Source organism: Aceticella sp. 75b-Ac (assembly GCF_056032965.2).
Map to the genome: position 1 here is coordinate 941,228 of NZ_CM190971.1, position 14,559 is coordinate 955,786.

Below are 14,559 nucleotides of genomic sequence, written 5' to 3' on the forward strand. Positions count from 1 at the left end.
TTCATTCCTCCTTTACTTCATACTCTTTTGCCACATCAATGGCATAGTGGTGATAGCCGGTATCGTCCTCATGGCCTATATACCGCCTGTCGGTAATGGTAAAGCCTGCTTGAAGCAATGTGTTCACTATTTCGTTTTTACGGGCAGTGTAGTTTCCCTTTATAAATAAAGACAACCTTACCTCCTGGGTTTCTACCTGAGGCCGGTTGTCTGCAAAAACTTCAAATGTATCTGTCATCGGAGTAATGACAAGGTACTCATCTGGCGGTACACCGCTAAATACCCCGGTTTCAATGGGGATACCCAAACCATCCAATAACGAGTTTAATTCTGACAATATGCTCATATACGACCCAGCTCCTGTTCCAGTCTTGACTTCATTGCTTCGATGCAGGACTTCCTTGTAGCTGATTTTGCCGGTTTCAAAAAGGGCCTTGGAGGCTGCCCGGACTTGCCATACTCAATAATATTAGCAATCTTCGCATTACTTTCCCCATCCTTCCTTGGTTCAGTAAAGCCGATTTTTATGTTGTGGTTTCCATCCCTGTCCTGTTTGGCAGGAGAGAGTCCCAAAGCATTTACCAATTCACCGGTTGCTCTGGACGGATATTTAGTGCCGCTCCCGATAACTGACTGAAGGTTGGACTTCACTTTTGAAAGTACCACTTCTCCGCCTGCTTCCAGCACCTTAGGTATGATTTCGTCTGTTCTTTCTCCAAGTCTGGATAACTTGAGCAAGAACTCTTCCGGCATTTTAACTTCCACCTTAGCCACGTTGCGGCCCCCTCCTCTTATGCTTTACTTGATTTCACCTTTTCCGCAAGCACCTCAATATACATTCCACGTCCTTTTACGTCCTCTACACTGATAATGTTGTACCTGCCATCGCTGCAAACGAGTACAAGATCTGTGGTAATTTCAAGGTTAGGGATCCTACGGAAGCGGAACAGGGCAGACGCCTGCGAAAACGCCGCCCTGTTTGCCCATTTTTCACTGCCATGCCTATCTTCCTTGTATGCCCTTACCGAAGCGAGAATGACATCACCTTTTTCAGTAAAACCCTCACTATCCTTAACCGGCTTGGTTGAAATAATATCCACAAAAGTTTTCATTTTCCCAAAGCCCATATTTACACCTTCCAATCCCGGTCAAGCCGCAGCAATAGATTAACTGTATTCCATACCTGCTGTCCTGCCTGCACACTATCCCCAAAAAAGCCAGCCGTCGAGCCATCCCTGCTTTCATAAAAATGGCTCGACAGCATAATGACAGCCTGCTCAGTAGTAGGCGGCATGGGGTTTTCGGCATAATATCCTTCCGGCTTTTTCTGGTAACTTTCCGCATAGGCCACTGCGGCTTTGATATACTCTTGTAAAAGTGCGTCATCTTCGTTGTGTTGCAATATGAGGTTTGCTTTAACCTTCTCCAAAAGTTCCATGCCGCAGCACCTCCGTTTTCATTAAGCTGATTTCTGCTGCAGTATCTTGACTGCTTCAGACAGTACCAGCTTTCCATCTACACGCTGGGTTGCCATGAATCCAACTTGTCCGGTCGCAGCATACAACTCATTAAGCCGCTTAAAAACCCTGCCTTGACGGTCTGCCACCCAGTAATAAGAAAAATCGCCGAATACAATCGTTTTTGCTCCGGCGGCAATGGCTGGCATAAATGCAGAAGTTTTAACTGGACGATTGAGGATAGTATCCGGTGTTCCAGCAGTTACAGAAGGCTGCCAGAGATACTGACCGTTATTGTCTTTAAGCTTCCTGATGGCCTTGACGGTTGAATCGTTCATTATAAACACCGCGTTTCTGCGGTAGGGAGACTTGAGGCTGTAGAACAAGTCCATGATCTCGTCAAGGGTAATGGCTGCCGCGCTTGCCGCGGTCACTCCCACCTCGCCGCCTCCGTTATTAGCCAAAATTCCGGTAGGTTTGCCGGAACCGTCCCCAATGAAGAAGGCTTCCTCCTCCTTTGCTCCGATGCGGCGGGCGAATTCCCTGGCGATATACTGCTCAAGATTGAACACGCTGTCGTTTAACAGTTCCTCGGACACCTTGATCATGGTCGCCAGCTTGTAAGCTCCGATGGAGACCTGCGCAAAGGAGTCGTCGCTTTCCGGGATCTGGCCTTCTTCGTCCACCCAGGACGCGGTGCCCTTGCTTGCCACCACCGGAATTTTTCTGTCGCCGCTGGACGTTGTAATGACATTGGCAATCTGGCGGAAGATATTCTCCTCTTCCAGCGCCTCCACAAGAGTACGCTCAAATTCGTCGGGCACAAGATACCCGCCTTCGCTTTCAGTTCCTACCTGCAAGGCGTTCTGTACGTCAAAACTGAGCTTGTTGCGCATGGCCTTCCAAAACGCGTTCCTATACTCGTCAGTTGCCCTGCCGGTTTTGGTTTCGCCTTGAGGAGCGGGTTTGTTGGTGATGGGATTGCTGACCGGCTTTGACAGTTCCAGGTCAATGGCGGCCTGGCGCTCCAGCCGTTCGATTTCCTTGCCCAGCGCAATAACGTCGGCTTCCATTCTCTCATAAGTTGCGGTGTCCTCAGGTGAAAGCAGCCCGTCGCTTCCGCGTTTGCCGTCGAGGAAAGTCTTGGCCGCTTCCCAGGCTTTCGCGCGTTTTTCGCGCAGTTCCAGTATTTTGCTCATGGTCGAATTCCTCCTTATGGTTTTAATAAATAAAGCCGCTTTTCAAGCGACTCAACCGGGGTTCCTTTTGGTTTTTCTTTATATGCAAGCTTTTGCAGGATGGAATTAGTAACAGCCTGCCGACTAAAGATCATCCCCTCAGATATTTCAAACTCGGAAGGGGACGATTCGTCCTCCATAAACAGGATGCCGTCGGCAAAGCCCAGTTCCACCGCTTTCCTTGCATTAAACCAGCTTTCGGCATCCATAAGGTGCGATATTTTCGCCCTGGATAGCCCGGTTTTCAGCTCATAGGCGTTGATGATGGATTCCTTGATCTCCTCCAGCATCGCGATGGCTTTCTCCATCTCCTCCGTATCGCCGATGGCTATGGTCATCGGGTTGTGGATCATCATCATGGATACCGGCGACATGAAGACGTCGCCTCCGGCCATGGCAATGACCGACGCGGCGCTGGCCGCAATACCGTCAATCTTTACGGTGACCTTGCCTTTGTAATCCATCAGCATGTTGTAAATCTGATTGGCCGCAAATACATCGCCGCCCGGGCTGTTGATCCAGATCGTTATGTCTCCCTCTCCGGACAACAGCTCCGATTTGAACTGCTTGGGAGTTACTTCGTCTCCAAGCCAGCTTTCCTCGGCTATGGGCCCGTCAAGGTACAGAGTCCGGCTGCCGTCATCGTTTTGCACCCAGTTCCACCAGCGTGACGCTGGACCCAATCCGCGCTCGGGGTTTTGCGGGTTTTGGGGCTTATCTGCCCGCATTTTTGCTTGCATTCTTATCTGCCTCCTTATCATAAAAATTGCCTGCTTGCGACAGCGGAAGCATATTGCCGTTGATGAGATACAGGTCGCCGCCCAGTTCCGCGGGAATGCGGTTCATGTTCTCAAGCTCACGGATATCGTTGGCCGACATCCAGCCGTTCTGGCGCGCCACGGCATAGCCGTTCATGCGGCTGGCATAATCCCCGCGCAGAAGGCCGTCCACGTTGAACTTGACAAAGTATGTCCGCTTCTCCGACGGCAAAAGCAGCGCCTTTTGGATGGCCTGCTCCCATCGCACCACCCATGGATCAAGTGTATATTTGACAAACTCCAGCGACTGCTGCTCGATGTTTGAAAAGCTCGACTTCTCAAGGTCTCCAACCATATGGGGAGGCACGCGGAATATCCGGGCAATTTCGTTTATCTGGAACTTTCTTGTCTCCAAAAACTGTGCCTGCTCCGGCGGGATGCCGATCTGCTGGAATTTCATGCCCTCTTCCAGAACGGCAATGCGGTGGGCGTTGGCACTGCCTTGATAAACAGCGTTCCAGCTTTCTCGCACCTTTGCCGGATCCTTTAATACGCCGGGATGTTCCAGAACGCCACCCGGATTTGCACCATTGGCAAAAAAGGATGCACCATACTCCTCACAGGCAATAGCCATGCCTATGGCGTTCTTGGCCATAGCAATAGGGGAGTATCCGATCAGTCCGTCAAAACCGAGTCCCGGGATGTGAAGAACCTCATCACTTCGTAGGTATATAAGGCCTGCTTTTGGATTAACCCTGCTCTCATCGCTGTCGCGCCGATAAGTGTAAAACAGTTCTCCGTTTGGAGCCCTGTCTACCGTCATTTTGTTTGGCAAAAGTGGATAAAGCGCCAGCACTCGTCCGGAACCGTCCCTAATAATTTGAGCGTAAGCATTTCCCCATAAAAGAAGATGACTCATCAGTGTTTCTCGGAACACGAATGAAGTCATCTCAGGGTTTGGTTCGTCATGGAGTAAATAATAGAGCGGGTGGGTCAGCGCTTTTTCTTTGCCACCGTCTTCTTTATAGCGGTACACATGAAGCGGAAGCCCGGCGATGGCTTCTGCAAGTATCCTTACACAGGCATACACTGCAGTTGTCTGCATAGCAGTCCGCTCATTGACAGCTTTTCCGCTGGATGTGCCGCCGAAGAAAAAGCTATATGCATTACCGAACAGGCTGTTTTTCGGCTTATCCCTTGCTTTGAACAAACGGGAAAATACACTCATATAATCAACAGCCCCCTTTCATCATAAATTGATCCGTTGCGTTCATCCCCGTCATGCCTTAACGCGCGGTCAAGCGCCATAATTAACGCTACCGCACCATCTATTCTCTCGGTGGATTTTTCTTTATCCGGCTTAATGTTTCCGGCGGGATCGGTTTTGACATAGATATTGTCCATCATCCACCGCAGTACTGGATTACCACCATGGGCGATGCGTTCTTCCAATGTCAGCTTCATCAACTCTTTTGTAGGCGGCGACATATCCTTGAAACCCTGACCGAATGGAACAACCGTAAACCCCAAAGCCTCGAGGTTTTGCGTCATCTGAATTGCGCCCCAGCGGTCAAAGGCTATTTCCTTAATGTTATATTTCATTCCGAGTTCCTCAATAAAGGTTTCGATAAAGCCATAATGCACGACGTTACCCTCAGTGGTATATAAAAAGCCTTGCCTCTCCCAGACATCATAAGGCACATGATCTCTCCGCACACGCTGATCAATATTCTCCTCCGGTATCCAGAAAAAAGGTAGAATCTGATATTTATCAGATTCATCAAGCGGTGGAAACACCAGCACAAAGGCGGTAATATCGGTAGTAGATGACAGGTCAAGTCCTCCGTAACAGGTTCTGCCGCGCAATTTTTCTGCATCAACAGGAAACGCACACTTATCCCATTTATCCATTGGCATCCAGCGCACCGATTGTTTCACCCACTGATTTAAGCGGAGCTGACGGAATAAATTTTCCTCTGCAGGATTTTGCTTGGCATTTTCACAAGCCACCCTCAATTTTTCGATGTCGACTGTAATGCCCAGTGACGGGTTAACCTTTCTCCATACCTTTTCACTTGTCCAGTCATCGGTATCGGCTGCGCTGTAGATAACAGGGTAGAAAGTCGGATCTATCTTACGCCCTTGAAGAATATCCTCAGCCTTTTGATGTACTTCCCAGCAGATGGAATTGCGGTCTGTGCCAGCAGTTGTAATCAGGAAAAACAGCGGCTGTTTTCTTGCATCGCCAGATCCGTGAAGCATTACATCATAAAGATCCCTGTTTGGCTGGGCATGAAGTTCGTCAAATACCACACCATGGACGTTTAGCCCATGTTTCGTATATGCCTCCGCTGAAAGCACCTGATAAAAACTGCCTAACGGTTTATATACCAGCCGCTTCTGCGACAGCATTGGTTTAATTCGAGACTTTAATGCCGGACACTGTTCCACCATATCTACTGCAACATCGAAAACAATGGATGCCTGCTGACGGTCAGATGCACATCCGTAAACCTCGCCGCCATGCTCGAAATCACCGCAGGTAAGGTATAAGGCGATGGCCGCCGCAAGCTCGCTCTTCCCCTGTTTTTTTGGGATTTCTATATAGGCAGTGTTGAACTGCCGGTATCCGTTCGGTTTCAAGACGCCGAATATATCCCGGACAATCTGCTCCTGCCAGTCAATAAGCTCAAAGGGCATCCCGTACCATTCGCCCTTGGTATGCTTCAGGCAGTTTATAAAGGCAACGGCGGCGTCCGCCGCTTCCTTGTCGTATCGGGAACCTTCCGCCATAAACTTGGTTGGCTTATATCGCTTTAACTTCCGCAGCTTTGCCGCCTCCCTTCCTGAAAGTGAACAAGAAAAAAGGAACCTCCTTACGAAGTTCCTCTCATCAAGTGGATTTCTATGAAATTTCTATGCCGGCGGCGTCTTTCCCTATATCTCCCGTCTCCTGCGCCGCCGAATCCCGCACCGCTTTATTGAGAACGGAAATATCAAAGCCCGCGTCCATATATCCCTGCCGGATTACCTCGTAATAGTAACGACCCGGTGCTCCCAAATGTCTACCTTCATCCATGATATACACCATTGCGGACAACCACTGTCCTTTGAAACGCACCTTAACCGTTTCTTTCCGGTATAGATGCGGATAGCCTTCATAGCGGTCCAGCGCTTCCTCGTCATAAGGCGTGATTCTCCAGAGCAGTACCGGCACGCTTCCGCCTTTTTGCCTTTCTATCGTCGCCACCGCGCCTCCATTGCCGCCCCGGAATAACAGCCGGTAGCCTGTGAGTTTTGCACTCCCCAGCACTTTTGCCGTCGGGCAGCGGTATGCCATCTGCCTTAAGTTCAGATTGCTTCCGTATGCTAAATATATGGTTCCTTTTTCTTTGCTCATCGTATCATCCTCCTTGTATTTACCAAGGCAGGGGCGGAGATCCGCCCCTGCGCTTGTCTATCTATGCCGCCCGAAACCGCCATGCCGCGTTGCCGCCCAAGTGTTTGCAAAGGTGCTCCCGACAATTTTTGAACTCATCACCAATAAGTCCTATGCGGTTGAGATATGTCCGCATGGCAAACTTCTCGTTCTCGACCTGCGGCTTTTTGCTGGAAGCGCATTTTTGCGTCAGCGCCTGATGGTTGAGCGCCAAGGCAAGGACGATGTAGCTCCTTATTATCCCGGCGTGGAGTTCGCTGTTGAAGCCGCGAAGCTCGATCGTACCGTTGCCGTTGAAAAAGCTGTGCAGATTGAGAAAATAGTACCGACTTCCATGATATCGCTGGCTGCGGCTTTCGCTGTAACCCTCATACCAGATGCTCTCAATGGCCGCCATGGTCTTCGGCTTGCGGCGGTTTATCTTCTCCACCAGCGCCGCGTCCATCTTCTTGCAAAAACGCATCCTTTCCGGCTCAATCTGCAGCGCCTTGTAGAGCAGGTCGTTCTTGCTGGCAATGATGTTGATGAAGTTGCGGATGCTTCTTGGCGTGTGGTTTGCGCTGTCAAGATGGACATGAATTCCTGCACTGCTGTTGCTGAAGCCGCCCGCCTTGCGGAACCTCCTGATCAGCTCCTGCAGGGTTTCAATGTCCTCCCGGTAGGTGAGTATGGGGCTTACCAGCTCCACGCTGTATTCCCAGCCCGCCTCCACAATCCGGCCGCGTTCCTTTTTCTGCGTCCGGATGCTCCCGTCGCTCATGAATTTCCAAACCCGTCCGTCCGGCGCGATAACTTTCTGCGTGTTGTAGTAGTCGCTGCCGCTTTCGACCCTCCCGCCCAAAAACTCCGCGGCGACCTTTGCCGCCTGCGCCCTTGTAATACCTGTAAATTCTACCTCGATCCCGAATCTCGTTTCAAGCATTGCGCCATTCTCCTCGCTTTCTCTGTGTTTTCTGCCCTTCGGCAGTGTACATTAGGCCATTGAAAACACAGGATAGCAAGGCAATTCTGCATGAGTTTCCGCAGGATTTTGAGCAATTTTTCGCGTCTTAATTTGTGTACATTTACAGCTTTCTGATCATGTCCGCGCCATAGGCCGCGCCGAGGGTTGAACCGCAGTCCCAATCCACAAAAATAGTCCCTATATCATCCACAAATGAAACAGTGCCTTGATCTCCCGGTTTCAGCGCGGCGTACGGATCATCCATGCGGATGAGCTCCACGCGCGTTCCGGGCGGATATTCCTCTCTCAGCCTTTGAACAGTTTCTTTTGAAGGAAAGCCTCCTGCGCTCATCTTTCAATCCTCTCCTCCCGGATAATATGCGGCGTATTTGGGATAATCCGTGTCGTCCGGCATCACCAGGACTCCGTCCGGCCGCCCGCGCCGCTGTACCAGCAGGCATTGCCATACCCCGTCTTCGTCAATGCGGCAGAGTTCCTTATTTTCCTCGATAAACCGGCGGCCGACGCACAGATCGGCAATAAAGTTCTCATAGTCAATCTTTGAAAGCCCGATAGTTTTCACAACCGCAAAAGGCTTTTCCTCCTTATGCGGATGCGGTTTTCTCAAATCCTCGATCGCAAACGGACGCCGCACAAAGAAGGCGGTGTTTTGAAAATCAGTCATCTCCATCCGCCGCCTTTGCTCTGCCTTTCCGGTACGCCCCGTTGCCGGACAGCCTTGAAAGCAGCACCTTGCGCTCAGTTCTGAATTCATCCCCGATAAACCCCAGCCTAAGCAGGAAGCAGCGGAAGGCATACTTTTCATTGTCCGCCGGTTTTTCGGCAGCCAGCACGCGCTTTTGTGTCCCGGCCTGTTCCGCCATCTGCCTTGCAAGCGTGATATATGTCTGCACCTCGTCGGCATTTAAAGTCGCATTCCAAAAAGGGAATGTGATTTCGCCGTTTTCAGCCGAAACTTCAATATTGCGCTTGACAGACAGCGCTTTCTTGAGCAGCGTTTCCTTGCTTGCCAGCAGGTTTTTAAGGTTTTCAAGGCTCGCCTCGCCAAAGCCGTGCAAAGCAAGCGCAATCGTCATGTTTTCCTCCGCTGACAGCCCGGCGATATTCATCGCGTCGATCACCGGCCTGACGCTTTTGATTTTGTCAAGGCCGATTTCCGGCGAATGCACCACGCTGTCCCTGTCAACCGTCCAGCCATCAGCTTCGTAGGTAAAGCCCGGCGCTCCGGCATAGCGCACCTGGCCTCCGAGGGCCTCGGCGATTATTGCGGCAATGACTTTCCTCTCCTGGCCGGCAACCTTCTGTGAAAAGCGGAAGCTGTTATTTCTCATTCCGTACACCTCCCTCCGGAAAAGCTGAAATTGCTCTGATGATCATAAAAAATCCCACCTTTCTTTATTGGCGGGGTACATTAACGCTCTGTTTTGAGGGGAAAGCAAGGACATTTTTAATCAATCTGTGTTTCCGCGTAAGGTATTTTTCTACTACCTGTTACCAAGAATACTGAATCTGCGCCAAATTGTGAAACATAGCGCTTTACAATCACATCGCAGTATTTCGAGTCAAGCTCCATCATAAAACAAACCCGCCCGGTCTGCTGCGCTGCAATCATTGTCGTACCAGAACCACCGAACAGGTCAAGAGTTAAATCTCCAATATGGGAACTATTGAGCATTGCCTTTGCTACAAGCGATACCGGCTTCATGGTAGGGTGCTCCTCCGATACTTTAGGACGGGGTATCTCCCAAACATCTGACTGTTTACGGTCTTTAAGCGGGCAAAGGCGTGTTCCTTCAAGCCAACCGTACCAGATCGGCTCGTACTGGGTATGATAGTCCTTTCTTGATAGTACCAAGCTGTCTTTTTTCCATATAATTGTGCTCGACCAGTGATACCCTGCCTCCCGCATGACGTTCATCAAACTGCCCCATTCCTGAGCACTCATTACCACATAGGTCATGCATCCGGCTTCAGAAACCTCTTTCATGCATTTAAAAGCGCGCAATAAAAAAGCGCCGAATTCTTCGGTGCTCATATTGTCATTTAGAATTTGTCTTGGCTTCCAGCTTGGATGCCTGGTATCTGAACCGTAATCAACATTCCAGGGTGGGTCAGTGAAAACAAATCTCGCCTTTTGTCCGTTCATCAGCTTTTGCACATCTGAAAGCATGGTGCTATCACCGCACATCAGACGGTGGCTGCCAAGTACCCATATGTCGCCTTTTTTGGTAACCGGAGTTTTAATCTCTGCAATTGCCTTTTCTGTATCGAAATTATCTTCTTTGACATTAGCGGTTGTTTTATCACGGAACAACTCATCAATTTCCGAAGCATCAAACCCGGTAAGAGAAACGTCAAAACCATCTTCATTTAAATCCATAAGCAGATCGGTCAAAAGCGGAATATCAAACTCGCCACTGATTTTATTCAGTGCAACATTGAGCGCCTTTTCCCGCTGTTCATCCAAATCAACTACAACACAGTCGATCTCCTTATACCCCAAAGCTGTAAGTACTTTATAACGCTGATGTCCGCCGACAATATTCCCGGTGCGTTTATTCCATATGACCGGCTCTACATATCCAAACTCTTCAATGGATCGGCGGAGTTTCTCGTATTCAGGATCGCCCGGTTTTAAGTCCTTCCGCGGGTTATATTTCGAAGGTTTTAATTTTTCTGCTGGTATTTTCAGTATATCCATAAATCTTAACCCTCCAGTTTGACGGCTTTTTCGCCGGTGAATTCCTCCCAGCGCTTAACAGCTAAATCACAGTAAACAGGGGATAACTCCATTGCGTAGCATTTACGCTCGGTCTGTTCAGCCGCAATTATAGTAGTTCCGCTACCAGAGAACGGCTCAAGCACAATACCGCCTTTGTCGCTGTGCATTTTGATGCACCGCCATGGAAGCTCCACAGGGAACATTGCAGGATGCTCCTTGTTTGCCCGTACAGTGGTCATCTCCCATATCCCAGCATAACCCCATTTCTTGCGTTCTTCCTTTGTAAGCCGTTTCACAAATTTATAACTGTGTCCCGCAAAGGCTGAAAGCCATACATATTCCTGATCGTTATATTCCTCAGCTTCTCCTTTATTGCTGAAGGCTGAAATATACTCATACTGCTGAACCGGCTTGTTTGAAACAAGATGATAGGGTCCTACGCCGAAATTTTGCCCTTGCTTCTTCCAAATGCGGATCCAGATAGGGCGGTAACCGTTGTCCAAGAACATATTCACGCTGTAAACACTGGTGGGTTCAATAAACTGAGAGCCGGTGGCATAGAGATCACCTAAGTTCCAGCAGACAATATCTGCATACCTGCACAGGTTTCTAATCACTGGGCGTACTGTCTCGAACCATGGTTCAATCCCGGCCTTTTCATATTCTTTGCCTACCCCATATGGAGGGGAAGTCACTGCCATCTGTGCGTGACACCCTTCCATCAACTTCTCAAAATCCTCATCCTTAGTAGAGTCGCCGCACATCAAGCGATGATTCCCGAGAAGCCAGATATCGCCCCGCTTCGTTACAGGCTCGCGCTGCACAATTTCCTCATGCGCTTTATCTATGTCAAAGCTGTCTTGTATCGCCTCTTTGGAGTACCATCGGTTAAGCAGTTCGTCTATTTCAGAAGCGTCAAACCCTGTAAGCGAAACATCAAATGCACCTGCGTCCAACTCAGCCATCAGTTCAGCCAGTTTATTCTCGTCCCACTCTCCCTGAATCTTATTAAGAGCAAGATTAAGCGCTTTTTCTCTCTGCGGGTCAAGATCCACTACAACGCAGTCTATCTCAGTCTGTCCCAAGTCCAGCAAAACCTTTAAGCGTTGATGCCCGCCTACCACATTACCTGTCTTTTGGTTCCAGATAACAGGCTCCACATAGCCAAATTCCTCTATTGACCGTTTTAGCTTTTCATATTCCTTATCGCCAGGTTTTAAATCCTTGCGCGGGTTGTATGCTGCTGGATTAAGTTTTTCAACAGATATTTTTTGTATGTTCATACTGCATTCTCCTGTTCAATATTTTCTTAAGACCCATTTTTGCGCCCTCACAATCTCCGTTTATTACTTGCCCCCGCAGAGTCTTAAACTGCTGCTTCGTTAAACGGTCTTTATATTTTCTTAGTTCCCTAAGAAAGATTGAATTTGTTTTATGCATCAGCCACCCCTCCTGGCTGTCAGGAGTTTTTCCATCACATCATCGTGGGGAGTAGCCCCTTTGTATTCGGTAGCACAGTTTTCCCGCACAACTTGGTAAATTTGATACCACAGGTTATTGGCCTGTTTCATGAAGCTTTGACTCATGGCCACATAAGGTGACGGGATGGCATTACCAGTCGTCGGATGCTTAGCAAGAAAGCCAAATTCAGTGATACATTCCTCGCACTGAATCCACCGCGCCACACTCTGGGCATATTGCTCTATAAGCTGCGCAGGGATAAGGTGAACACACCTGCGTTCCTTAAGCCACTGCCATGTTTTTTCGTATATTTCCACCGCCAGTGTTGTTTTTCCGTTCTTCTGCTTTGCAGCAAGATAATCCCTCGGTGGCGGCATGCTCTCTCCTTCCAGTTCTGCAGCATCCGTAAACTCCATTACCATGAGCTTTCGTCTGCCGGGATTTCCTTCCAAAATCTTATCCGCCAGAGGTTTTTTCTTCTGTCCTGCACCGATACGTGCCCCGCCGCGGTTGGTACCGTCCTTTGCCATACACATCACCTCGATTCATGTAAAAATAAACAGGGGATATACCCCGTTTGAAACTGCGATTTTTCGCGCGTGACCCCCCGCCCGTTGCACAAAACTGCTTCACCAGAGATTTTGACCCCCCTACCGTCTTGCCCATCGTTCTCCTTCGCGGGCAGTGAGCGATGAGTGACATTGTTTGCACAGGCTCATAAGGTTATTGTCTGCATTGGTTCCGCCTTTGGATAAAGGGATAATATGATGTACCTCTTCGGCTGGTGTAAGCCTTCCGTACTTTTGGCACTCCTCGCAAAGCGGGTACTCTGATATATATCTGTCCCTGATGCGTTTCCATCTCCGGTCATAGCGTTTTCTTGTTTGGGGATCTCGTTCATATTTGTTGTAATAAGCATCCATTTGCCTTTGATGCGTGTCGCAGTACCTTCCGTCCGTCAGCTCAGGACAGCCGGGAAAGGAGCAAGGCCTTTTTGGCTTTCTTGGCATCTGGCCACCTCCTTTTCGGGTATTAAAAAAGCCCTCACAGGTTCATCCCATGAAGGCTTATCCATAACTTTTCACAATACCATTATATTTGGATTTATAATGAATTTCATCTCATAAAAATCTCATCTGGAATACTAAACAGCACAATTGCTTTTCACCCATGGCATCCTGCCGTTATAATACTTATCTGAAATATATCTCTGCATATCGGGTGGTAAAGCTGCAAGCAAAAGATAAGCCTTTTTCCTATCTTCCTCTAACTCCTGGGTGCTTTTATAGAAGGAACATTTATCTTGCAAGCACTTGTGTACAGTCAGGATAATGCAGCCATTCCTTCCGTTACTGCCAAAACAATTATCGTACATCTTTCCTCACTCCTGTTTTATGGCATAAAAAAAGCCCCGAAGGGCTTATGCGTTTTAATGTCATTTTTTCATGGTATCATTATATATGGGTTATCTGTGTTTTGCATCTCATAAAAATCTCATTACTACTTCCCATATAAAAGCAGTGCCAGATGATTAAGCGCCTTGTCCTTCCTGCGGTACACCTGTGCTCTTTCAAGAAACAGCTTCTCTCCGATGTTTGCTACAGCTTCTGTCTTGCTCACATCATTAACGAAAAATTCTGTCAGTATAAACTGTTCTTCCTCCGACAGGGCTTCCCAAGCAGGCTTGAACCACTCCATATATTCTAATGCCCGCCTGTAACGTTCTTTCAACACATCAATCTCGTCAAGGCAAGCAGCAAGGCGTTCTTCACCGCTTTTGGGATTGTGTTTGCCCGGAACTCCGGTAATCTTTGCACTATGAGGGCTTGTCATACGGGTTTCAACTTCATATATATCCTCATCACTGTGCTCGATAATGTACTGCATGCTGCTGTAATCTTTCAAAGCTTCAACAGCAGCCGCTTTTTTATCTAAATACTGCCATGCAATCAGCATATCGCACCTCCAAAAAATCAAGATAAAAAACCTTGATCTTTGAAGCAGTGTGCTTTTTTGCATTGCTTTGCAGTGCTTGTTTCCTTGTTCGTTATTGCTTCGTTCCTTGCAGAAGGTCATACTTTTCCAGAATAACCTTCACCTCATCTACCGAATTGACAATCGCTGCCACCCCTCCGGCATTGAGGATTTTTTTGATGGTTGCTTCCTGCAGTTTTGTTGTCTTTCCCGATGGGGTTTTTATTTCAAAAGCTATAAACCGCCCATTTACACAGGCAATAATGTCTGGTATTCCCGCTGTCCCGTACATACCACCATGTTCCTTCCAACAGAAACACCCTGGTACTGTCTTTAAGTACCGCAGTACTTTAGTCACAATACTTTTTTCAGACATAACCGCTCATCCTCCAAAAATGTTACCTTTTTCCCTCTTATAACCTCGTAACATCCAAAAAGGGCATCTCATAAATCAGCTTCCCAAGCGCTTTTCAGGATTTTGTTACCTTGTTACCTCTTTTTGGGGTAGGTGTATACACAAATATTTTTATTTTTATATTTTTTAGT

The 14,559-nt window shown here is 48.4% G+C and carries 21 protein-coding genes; all 21 read right to left on the reverse strand.

The window, feature by feature from the left end; translation table 11 throughout:
• Position 1: 1 nt before the first annotated feature.
• Positions 2–346, reverse strand: coding sequence for a hypothetical protein (locus AC0LWJ_RS05000; RefSeq protein WP_003516028.1), 345 nt, complete (start codon positions 344–346; stop codon positions 2–4).
• Positions 343–774, reverse strand: a complete 432-nt coding sequence (locus AC0LWJ_RS05005) for an HK97 gp10 family phage protein (protein ID WP_014256681.1) — start codon at positions 772–774, stop codon at positions 343–345. The genes AC0LWJ_RS05000 and AC0LWJ_RS05005 overlap by 4 nt, the downstream gene beginning before the upstream one ends.
• 17 nt (positions 775–791) lie before the next feature.
• Entirely contained in the window at positions 792–1,127 is a 336-nt protein-coding gene (locus AC0LWJ_RS05010) for a head-tail adaptor protein (protein ID WP_028306856.1), read from the reverse strand.
• 2 nt (positions 1,128–1,129) lie between these two features.
• Positions 1,130–1,438 carry a head-tail connector protein gene (locus AC0LWJ_RS05015; RefSeq protein WP_028306855.1) on the reverse strand — a complete coding sequence of 103 codons (309 nt, stop codon included), beginning with the start codon at positions 1,436–1,438 and terminating at the stop codon, positions 1,130–1,132.
• 21 nt (positions 1,439–1,459) lie between these two features.
• A complete protein-coding gene (locus AC0LWJ_RS05020; protein ID WP_028306854.1) occupies positions 1,460–2,656 on the reverse strand; it encodes a phage major capsid protein in 1,197 nt (398 codons plus the stop codon).
• A 14-nt stretch (positions 2,657–2,670) separates the two neighbouring features.
• The gene (locus tag AC0LWJ_RS05025; RefSeq protein ID WP_474237475.1) at positions 2,671–3,435 is read right to left on the reverse strand and encodes a head maturation protease, ClpP-related; all 765 of its coding nucleotides are present in this window, start codon (positions 3,433–3,435) and stop codon (positions 2,671–2,673) included.
• Complete coding sequence (locus AC0LWJ_RS05030) at positions 3,410–4,681, reverse strand: phage portal protein (RefSeq protein ID WP_028306852.1); 1,272 nt, start codon at positions 4,679–4,681, stop codon at positions 3,410–3,412. Before AC0LWJ_RS05030 ends, AC0LWJ_RS05025 begins: the two co-directional genes overlap by 26 nt.
• Positions 4,678–6,246 (reverse strand): terminase large subunit, encoded by a 1,569-nt coding sequence (locus tag AC0LWJ_RS05035; protein WP_277995536.1) that lies wholly within the window; start codon positions 6,244–6,246, stop codon positions 4,678–4,680. The genes AC0LWJ_RS05030 and AC0LWJ_RS05035 overlap by 4 nt, the downstream gene beginning before the upstream one ends.
• A 112-nt stretch (positions 6,247–6,358) precedes the next feature.
• Positions 6,359–6,853, reverse strand: coding sequence for a gamma-glutamylcyclotransferase family protein (locus AC0LWJ_RS05040; RefSeq protein ID WP_028306850.1), 495 nt, complete (start codon positions 6,851–6,853; stop codon positions 6,359–6,361).
• Between the two features lie 61 nt (positions 6,854–6,914).
• Positions 6,915–7,814 carry an amidoligase family protein gene (locus AC0LWJ_RS05045; RefSeq protein ID WP_084295471.1) on the reverse strand — a complete coding sequence of 300 codons (900 nt, stop codon included), beginning with the start codon at positions 7,812–7,814 and terminating at the stop codon, positions 6,915–6,917.
• A 142-nt stretch (positions 7,815–7,956) separates the two neighbouring features.
• Positions 7,957–8,187, reverse strand: coding sequence for a DUF4314 domain-containing protein (locus tag AC0LWJ_RS05050; protein WP_013297311.1), 231 nt, complete (start codon positions 8,185–8,187; stop codon positions 7,957–7,959).
• A 3-nt stretch (positions 8,188–8,190) separates the two neighbouring features.
• Positions 8,191–8,520: a hypothetical protein gene (locus AC0LWJ_RS05055; protein ID WP_028306848.1), complete on the reverse strand. Its 330-nt coding sequence runs from the start codon at positions 8,518–8,520 to the stop codon at positions 8,191–8,193.
• Positions 8,513–9,187: a virulence factor gene (locus AC0LWJ_RS05060; protein ID WP_028306847.1), complete on the reverse strand. Its 675-nt coding sequence runs from the start codon at positions 9,185–9,187 to the stop codon at positions 8,513–8,515. The genes AC0LWJ_RS05055 and AC0LWJ_RS05060 overlap by 8 nt, the downstream gene beginning before the upstream one ends.
• Positions 9,188–9,303: 116 nt before the next feature.
• Positions 9,304–10,557, reverse strand: a complete 1,254-nt coding sequence (locus tag AC0LWJ_RS05065; RefSeq protein ID WP_474237477.1) for a site-specific DNA-methyltransferase — start codon at positions 10,555–10,557, stop codon at positions 9,304–9,306.
• Positions 10,558–10,562: 5 nt separating this feature from the next.
• Positions 10,563–11,861: a site-specific DNA-methyltransferase gene (locus AC0LWJ_RS05070; protein ID WP_474237478.1), complete on the reverse strand. Its 1,299-nt coding sequence runs from the start codon at positions 11,859–11,861 to the stop codon at positions 10,563–10,565.
• A complete protein-coding gene (locus tag AC0LWJ_RS05075; protein ID WP_474237479.1) occupies positions 11,836–12,018 on the reverse strand; it encodes a hypothetical protein in 183 nt (60 codons plus the stop codon). Before AC0LWJ_RS05075 ends, AC0LWJ_RS05070 begins: the two co-directional genes overlap by 26 nt.
• On the reverse strand, positions 12,018–12,569 hold the full coding sequence (locus AC0LWJ_RS05080) for a P27 family phage terminase small subunit (protein WP_003515999.1): 552 nt from the start codon (positions 12,567–12,569) through the stop codon (positions 12,018–12,020). Before AC0LWJ_RS05080 ends, AC0LWJ_RS05075 begins: the two co-directional genes overlap by 1 nt.
• A gap of 120 nt (positions 12,570–12,689) precedes the next feature.
• Positions 12,690–13,049 carry an HNH endonuclease gene (locus AC0LWJ_RS05085; RefSeq protein ID WP_474237480.1) on the reverse strand — a complete coding sequence of 120 codons (360 nt, stop codon included), beginning with the start codon at positions 13,047–13,049 and terminating at the stop codon, positions 12,690–12,692.
• Positions 13,050–13,183: 134 nt separating this feature from the next.
• On the reverse strand, positions 13,184–13,414 hold the full coding sequence (locus AC0LWJ_RS05090; protein WP_474237481.1) for a hypothetical protein: 231 nt from the start codon (positions 13,412–13,414) through the stop codon (positions 13,184–13,186).
• Between the two features lie 125 nt (positions 13,415–13,539).
• Complete coding sequence (locus AC0LWJ_RS05095; protein WP_004400053.1) at positions 13,540–13,995, reverse strand: hypothetical protein; 456 nt, start codon at positions 13,993–13,995, stop codon at positions 13,540–13,542.
• Between the two features lie 91 nt (positions 13,996–14,086).
• Positions 14,087–14,389, reverse strand: coding sequence for a VRR-NUC domain-containing protein (locus tag AC0LWJ_RS05100; RefSeq protein ID WP_503031483.1), 303 nt, complete (start codon positions 14,387–14,389; stop codon positions 14,087–14,089).
• Positions 14,390–14,559: the final 170 nt, after the last annotated feature.

Excerpts from the sequence above, each read along its gene's own strand:
- AC0LWJ_RS05065 (WP_474237477.1), bottom strand. The coding sequence starts at position 10,557 with ATGGATATACTGAAAATACCAGCAGAAAAATTAAAACCTTCGAAATAT.
- AC0LWJ_RS05025 (WP_474237475.1), bottom strand. The coding sequence starts at position 3,435 with ATGCAAGCAAAAATGCGGGCAGATAAGCCCCAAAACCCGCAAAACCCC.
- AC0LWJ_RS05095 (WP_004400053.1), bottom strand. The coding sequence starts at position 13,995 with ATGCTGATTGCATGGCAGTATTTAGATAAAAAAGCGGCTGCTGTTGAA.
- AC0LWJ_RS05080 (WP_003515999.1), bottom strand. The coding sequence starts at position 12,569 with ATGGCAAAGGACGGTACCAACCGCGGCGGGGCACGTATCGGTGCAGGA.
- AC0LWJ_RS05015 (WP_028306855.1), bottom strand. The coding sequence starts at position 1,438 with ATGGAACTTTTGGAGAAGGTTAAAGCAAACCTCATATTGCAACACAAC.
- AC0LWJ_RS05000 (WP_003516028.1), bottom strand. The coding sequence starts at position 346 with ATGAGCATATTGTCAGAATTAAACTCGTTATTGGATGGTTTGGGTATC.
- AC0LWJ_RS05085 (WP_474237480.1), bottom strand. The coding sequence starts at position 13,049 with ATGCCAAGAAAGCCAAAAAGGCCTTGCTCCTTTCCCGGCTGTCCTGAG.
- AC0LWJ_RS05100 (WP_503031483.1), bottom strand. The coding sequence starts at position 14,389 with ATGTCTGAAAAAAGTATTGTGACTAAAGTACTGCGGTACTTAAAGACA.
- AC0LWJ_RS05090 (WP_474237481.1), bottom strand. The coding sequence starts at position 13,414 with ATGTACGATAATTGTTTTGGCAGTAACGGAAGGAATGGCTGCATTATC.
- AC0LWJ_RS05070 (WP_474237478.1), bottom strand. The coding sequence starts at position 11,861 with ATGAACATACAAAAAATATCTGTTGAAAAACTTAATCCAGCAGCATAC.
- AC0LWJ_RS05010 (WP_028306856.1), bottom strand. The coding sequence starts at position 1,127 with ATGGGCTTTGGGAAAATGAAAACTTTTGTGGATATTATTTCAACCAAG.
- AC0LWJ_RS05060 (WP_028306847.1), bottom strand. The coding sequence starts at position 9,187 with ATGAGAAATAACAGCTTCCGCTTTTCACAGAAGGTTGCCGGCCAGGAG.
- AC0LWJ_RS05020 (WP_028306854.1), bottom strand. The coding sequence starts at position 2,656 with ATGAGCAAAATACTGGAACTGCGCGAAAAACGCGCGAAAGCCTGGGAA.
- AC0LWJ_RS05030 (WP_028306852.1), bottom strand. The coding sequence starts at position 4,681 with ATGAGTGTATTTTCCCGTTTGTTCAAAGCAAGGGATAAGCCGAAAAAC.
- AC0LWJ_RS05055 (WP_028306848.1), bottom strand. The coding sequence starts at position 8,520 with ATGACTGATTTTCAAAACACCGCCTTCTTTGTGCGGCGTCCGTTTGCG.
- AC0LWJ_RS05075 (WP_474237479.1), bottom strand. The coding sequence starts at position 12,018 with ATGCATAAAACAAATTCAATCTTTCTTAGGGAACTAAGAAAATATAAA.
- AC0LWJ_RS05035 (WP_277995536.1), bottom strand. The coding sequence starts at position 6,246 with ATGGCGGAAGGTTCCCGATACGACAAGGAAGCGGCGGACGCCGCCGTT.
- AC0LWJ_RS05045 (WP_084295471.1), bottom strand. The coding sequence starts at position 7,814 with ATGCTTGAAACGAGATTCGGGATCGAGGTAGAATTTACAGGTATTACA.
- AC0LWJ_RS05040 (WP_028306850.1), bottom strand. The coding sequence starts at position 6,853 with ATGAGCAAAGAAAAAGGAACCATATATTTAGCATACGGAAGCAATCTG.
- AC0LWJ_RS05050 (WP_013297311.1), bottom strand. The coding sequence starts at position 8,187 with ATGAGCGCAGGAGGCTTTCCTTCAAAAGAAACTGTTCAAAGGCTGAGA.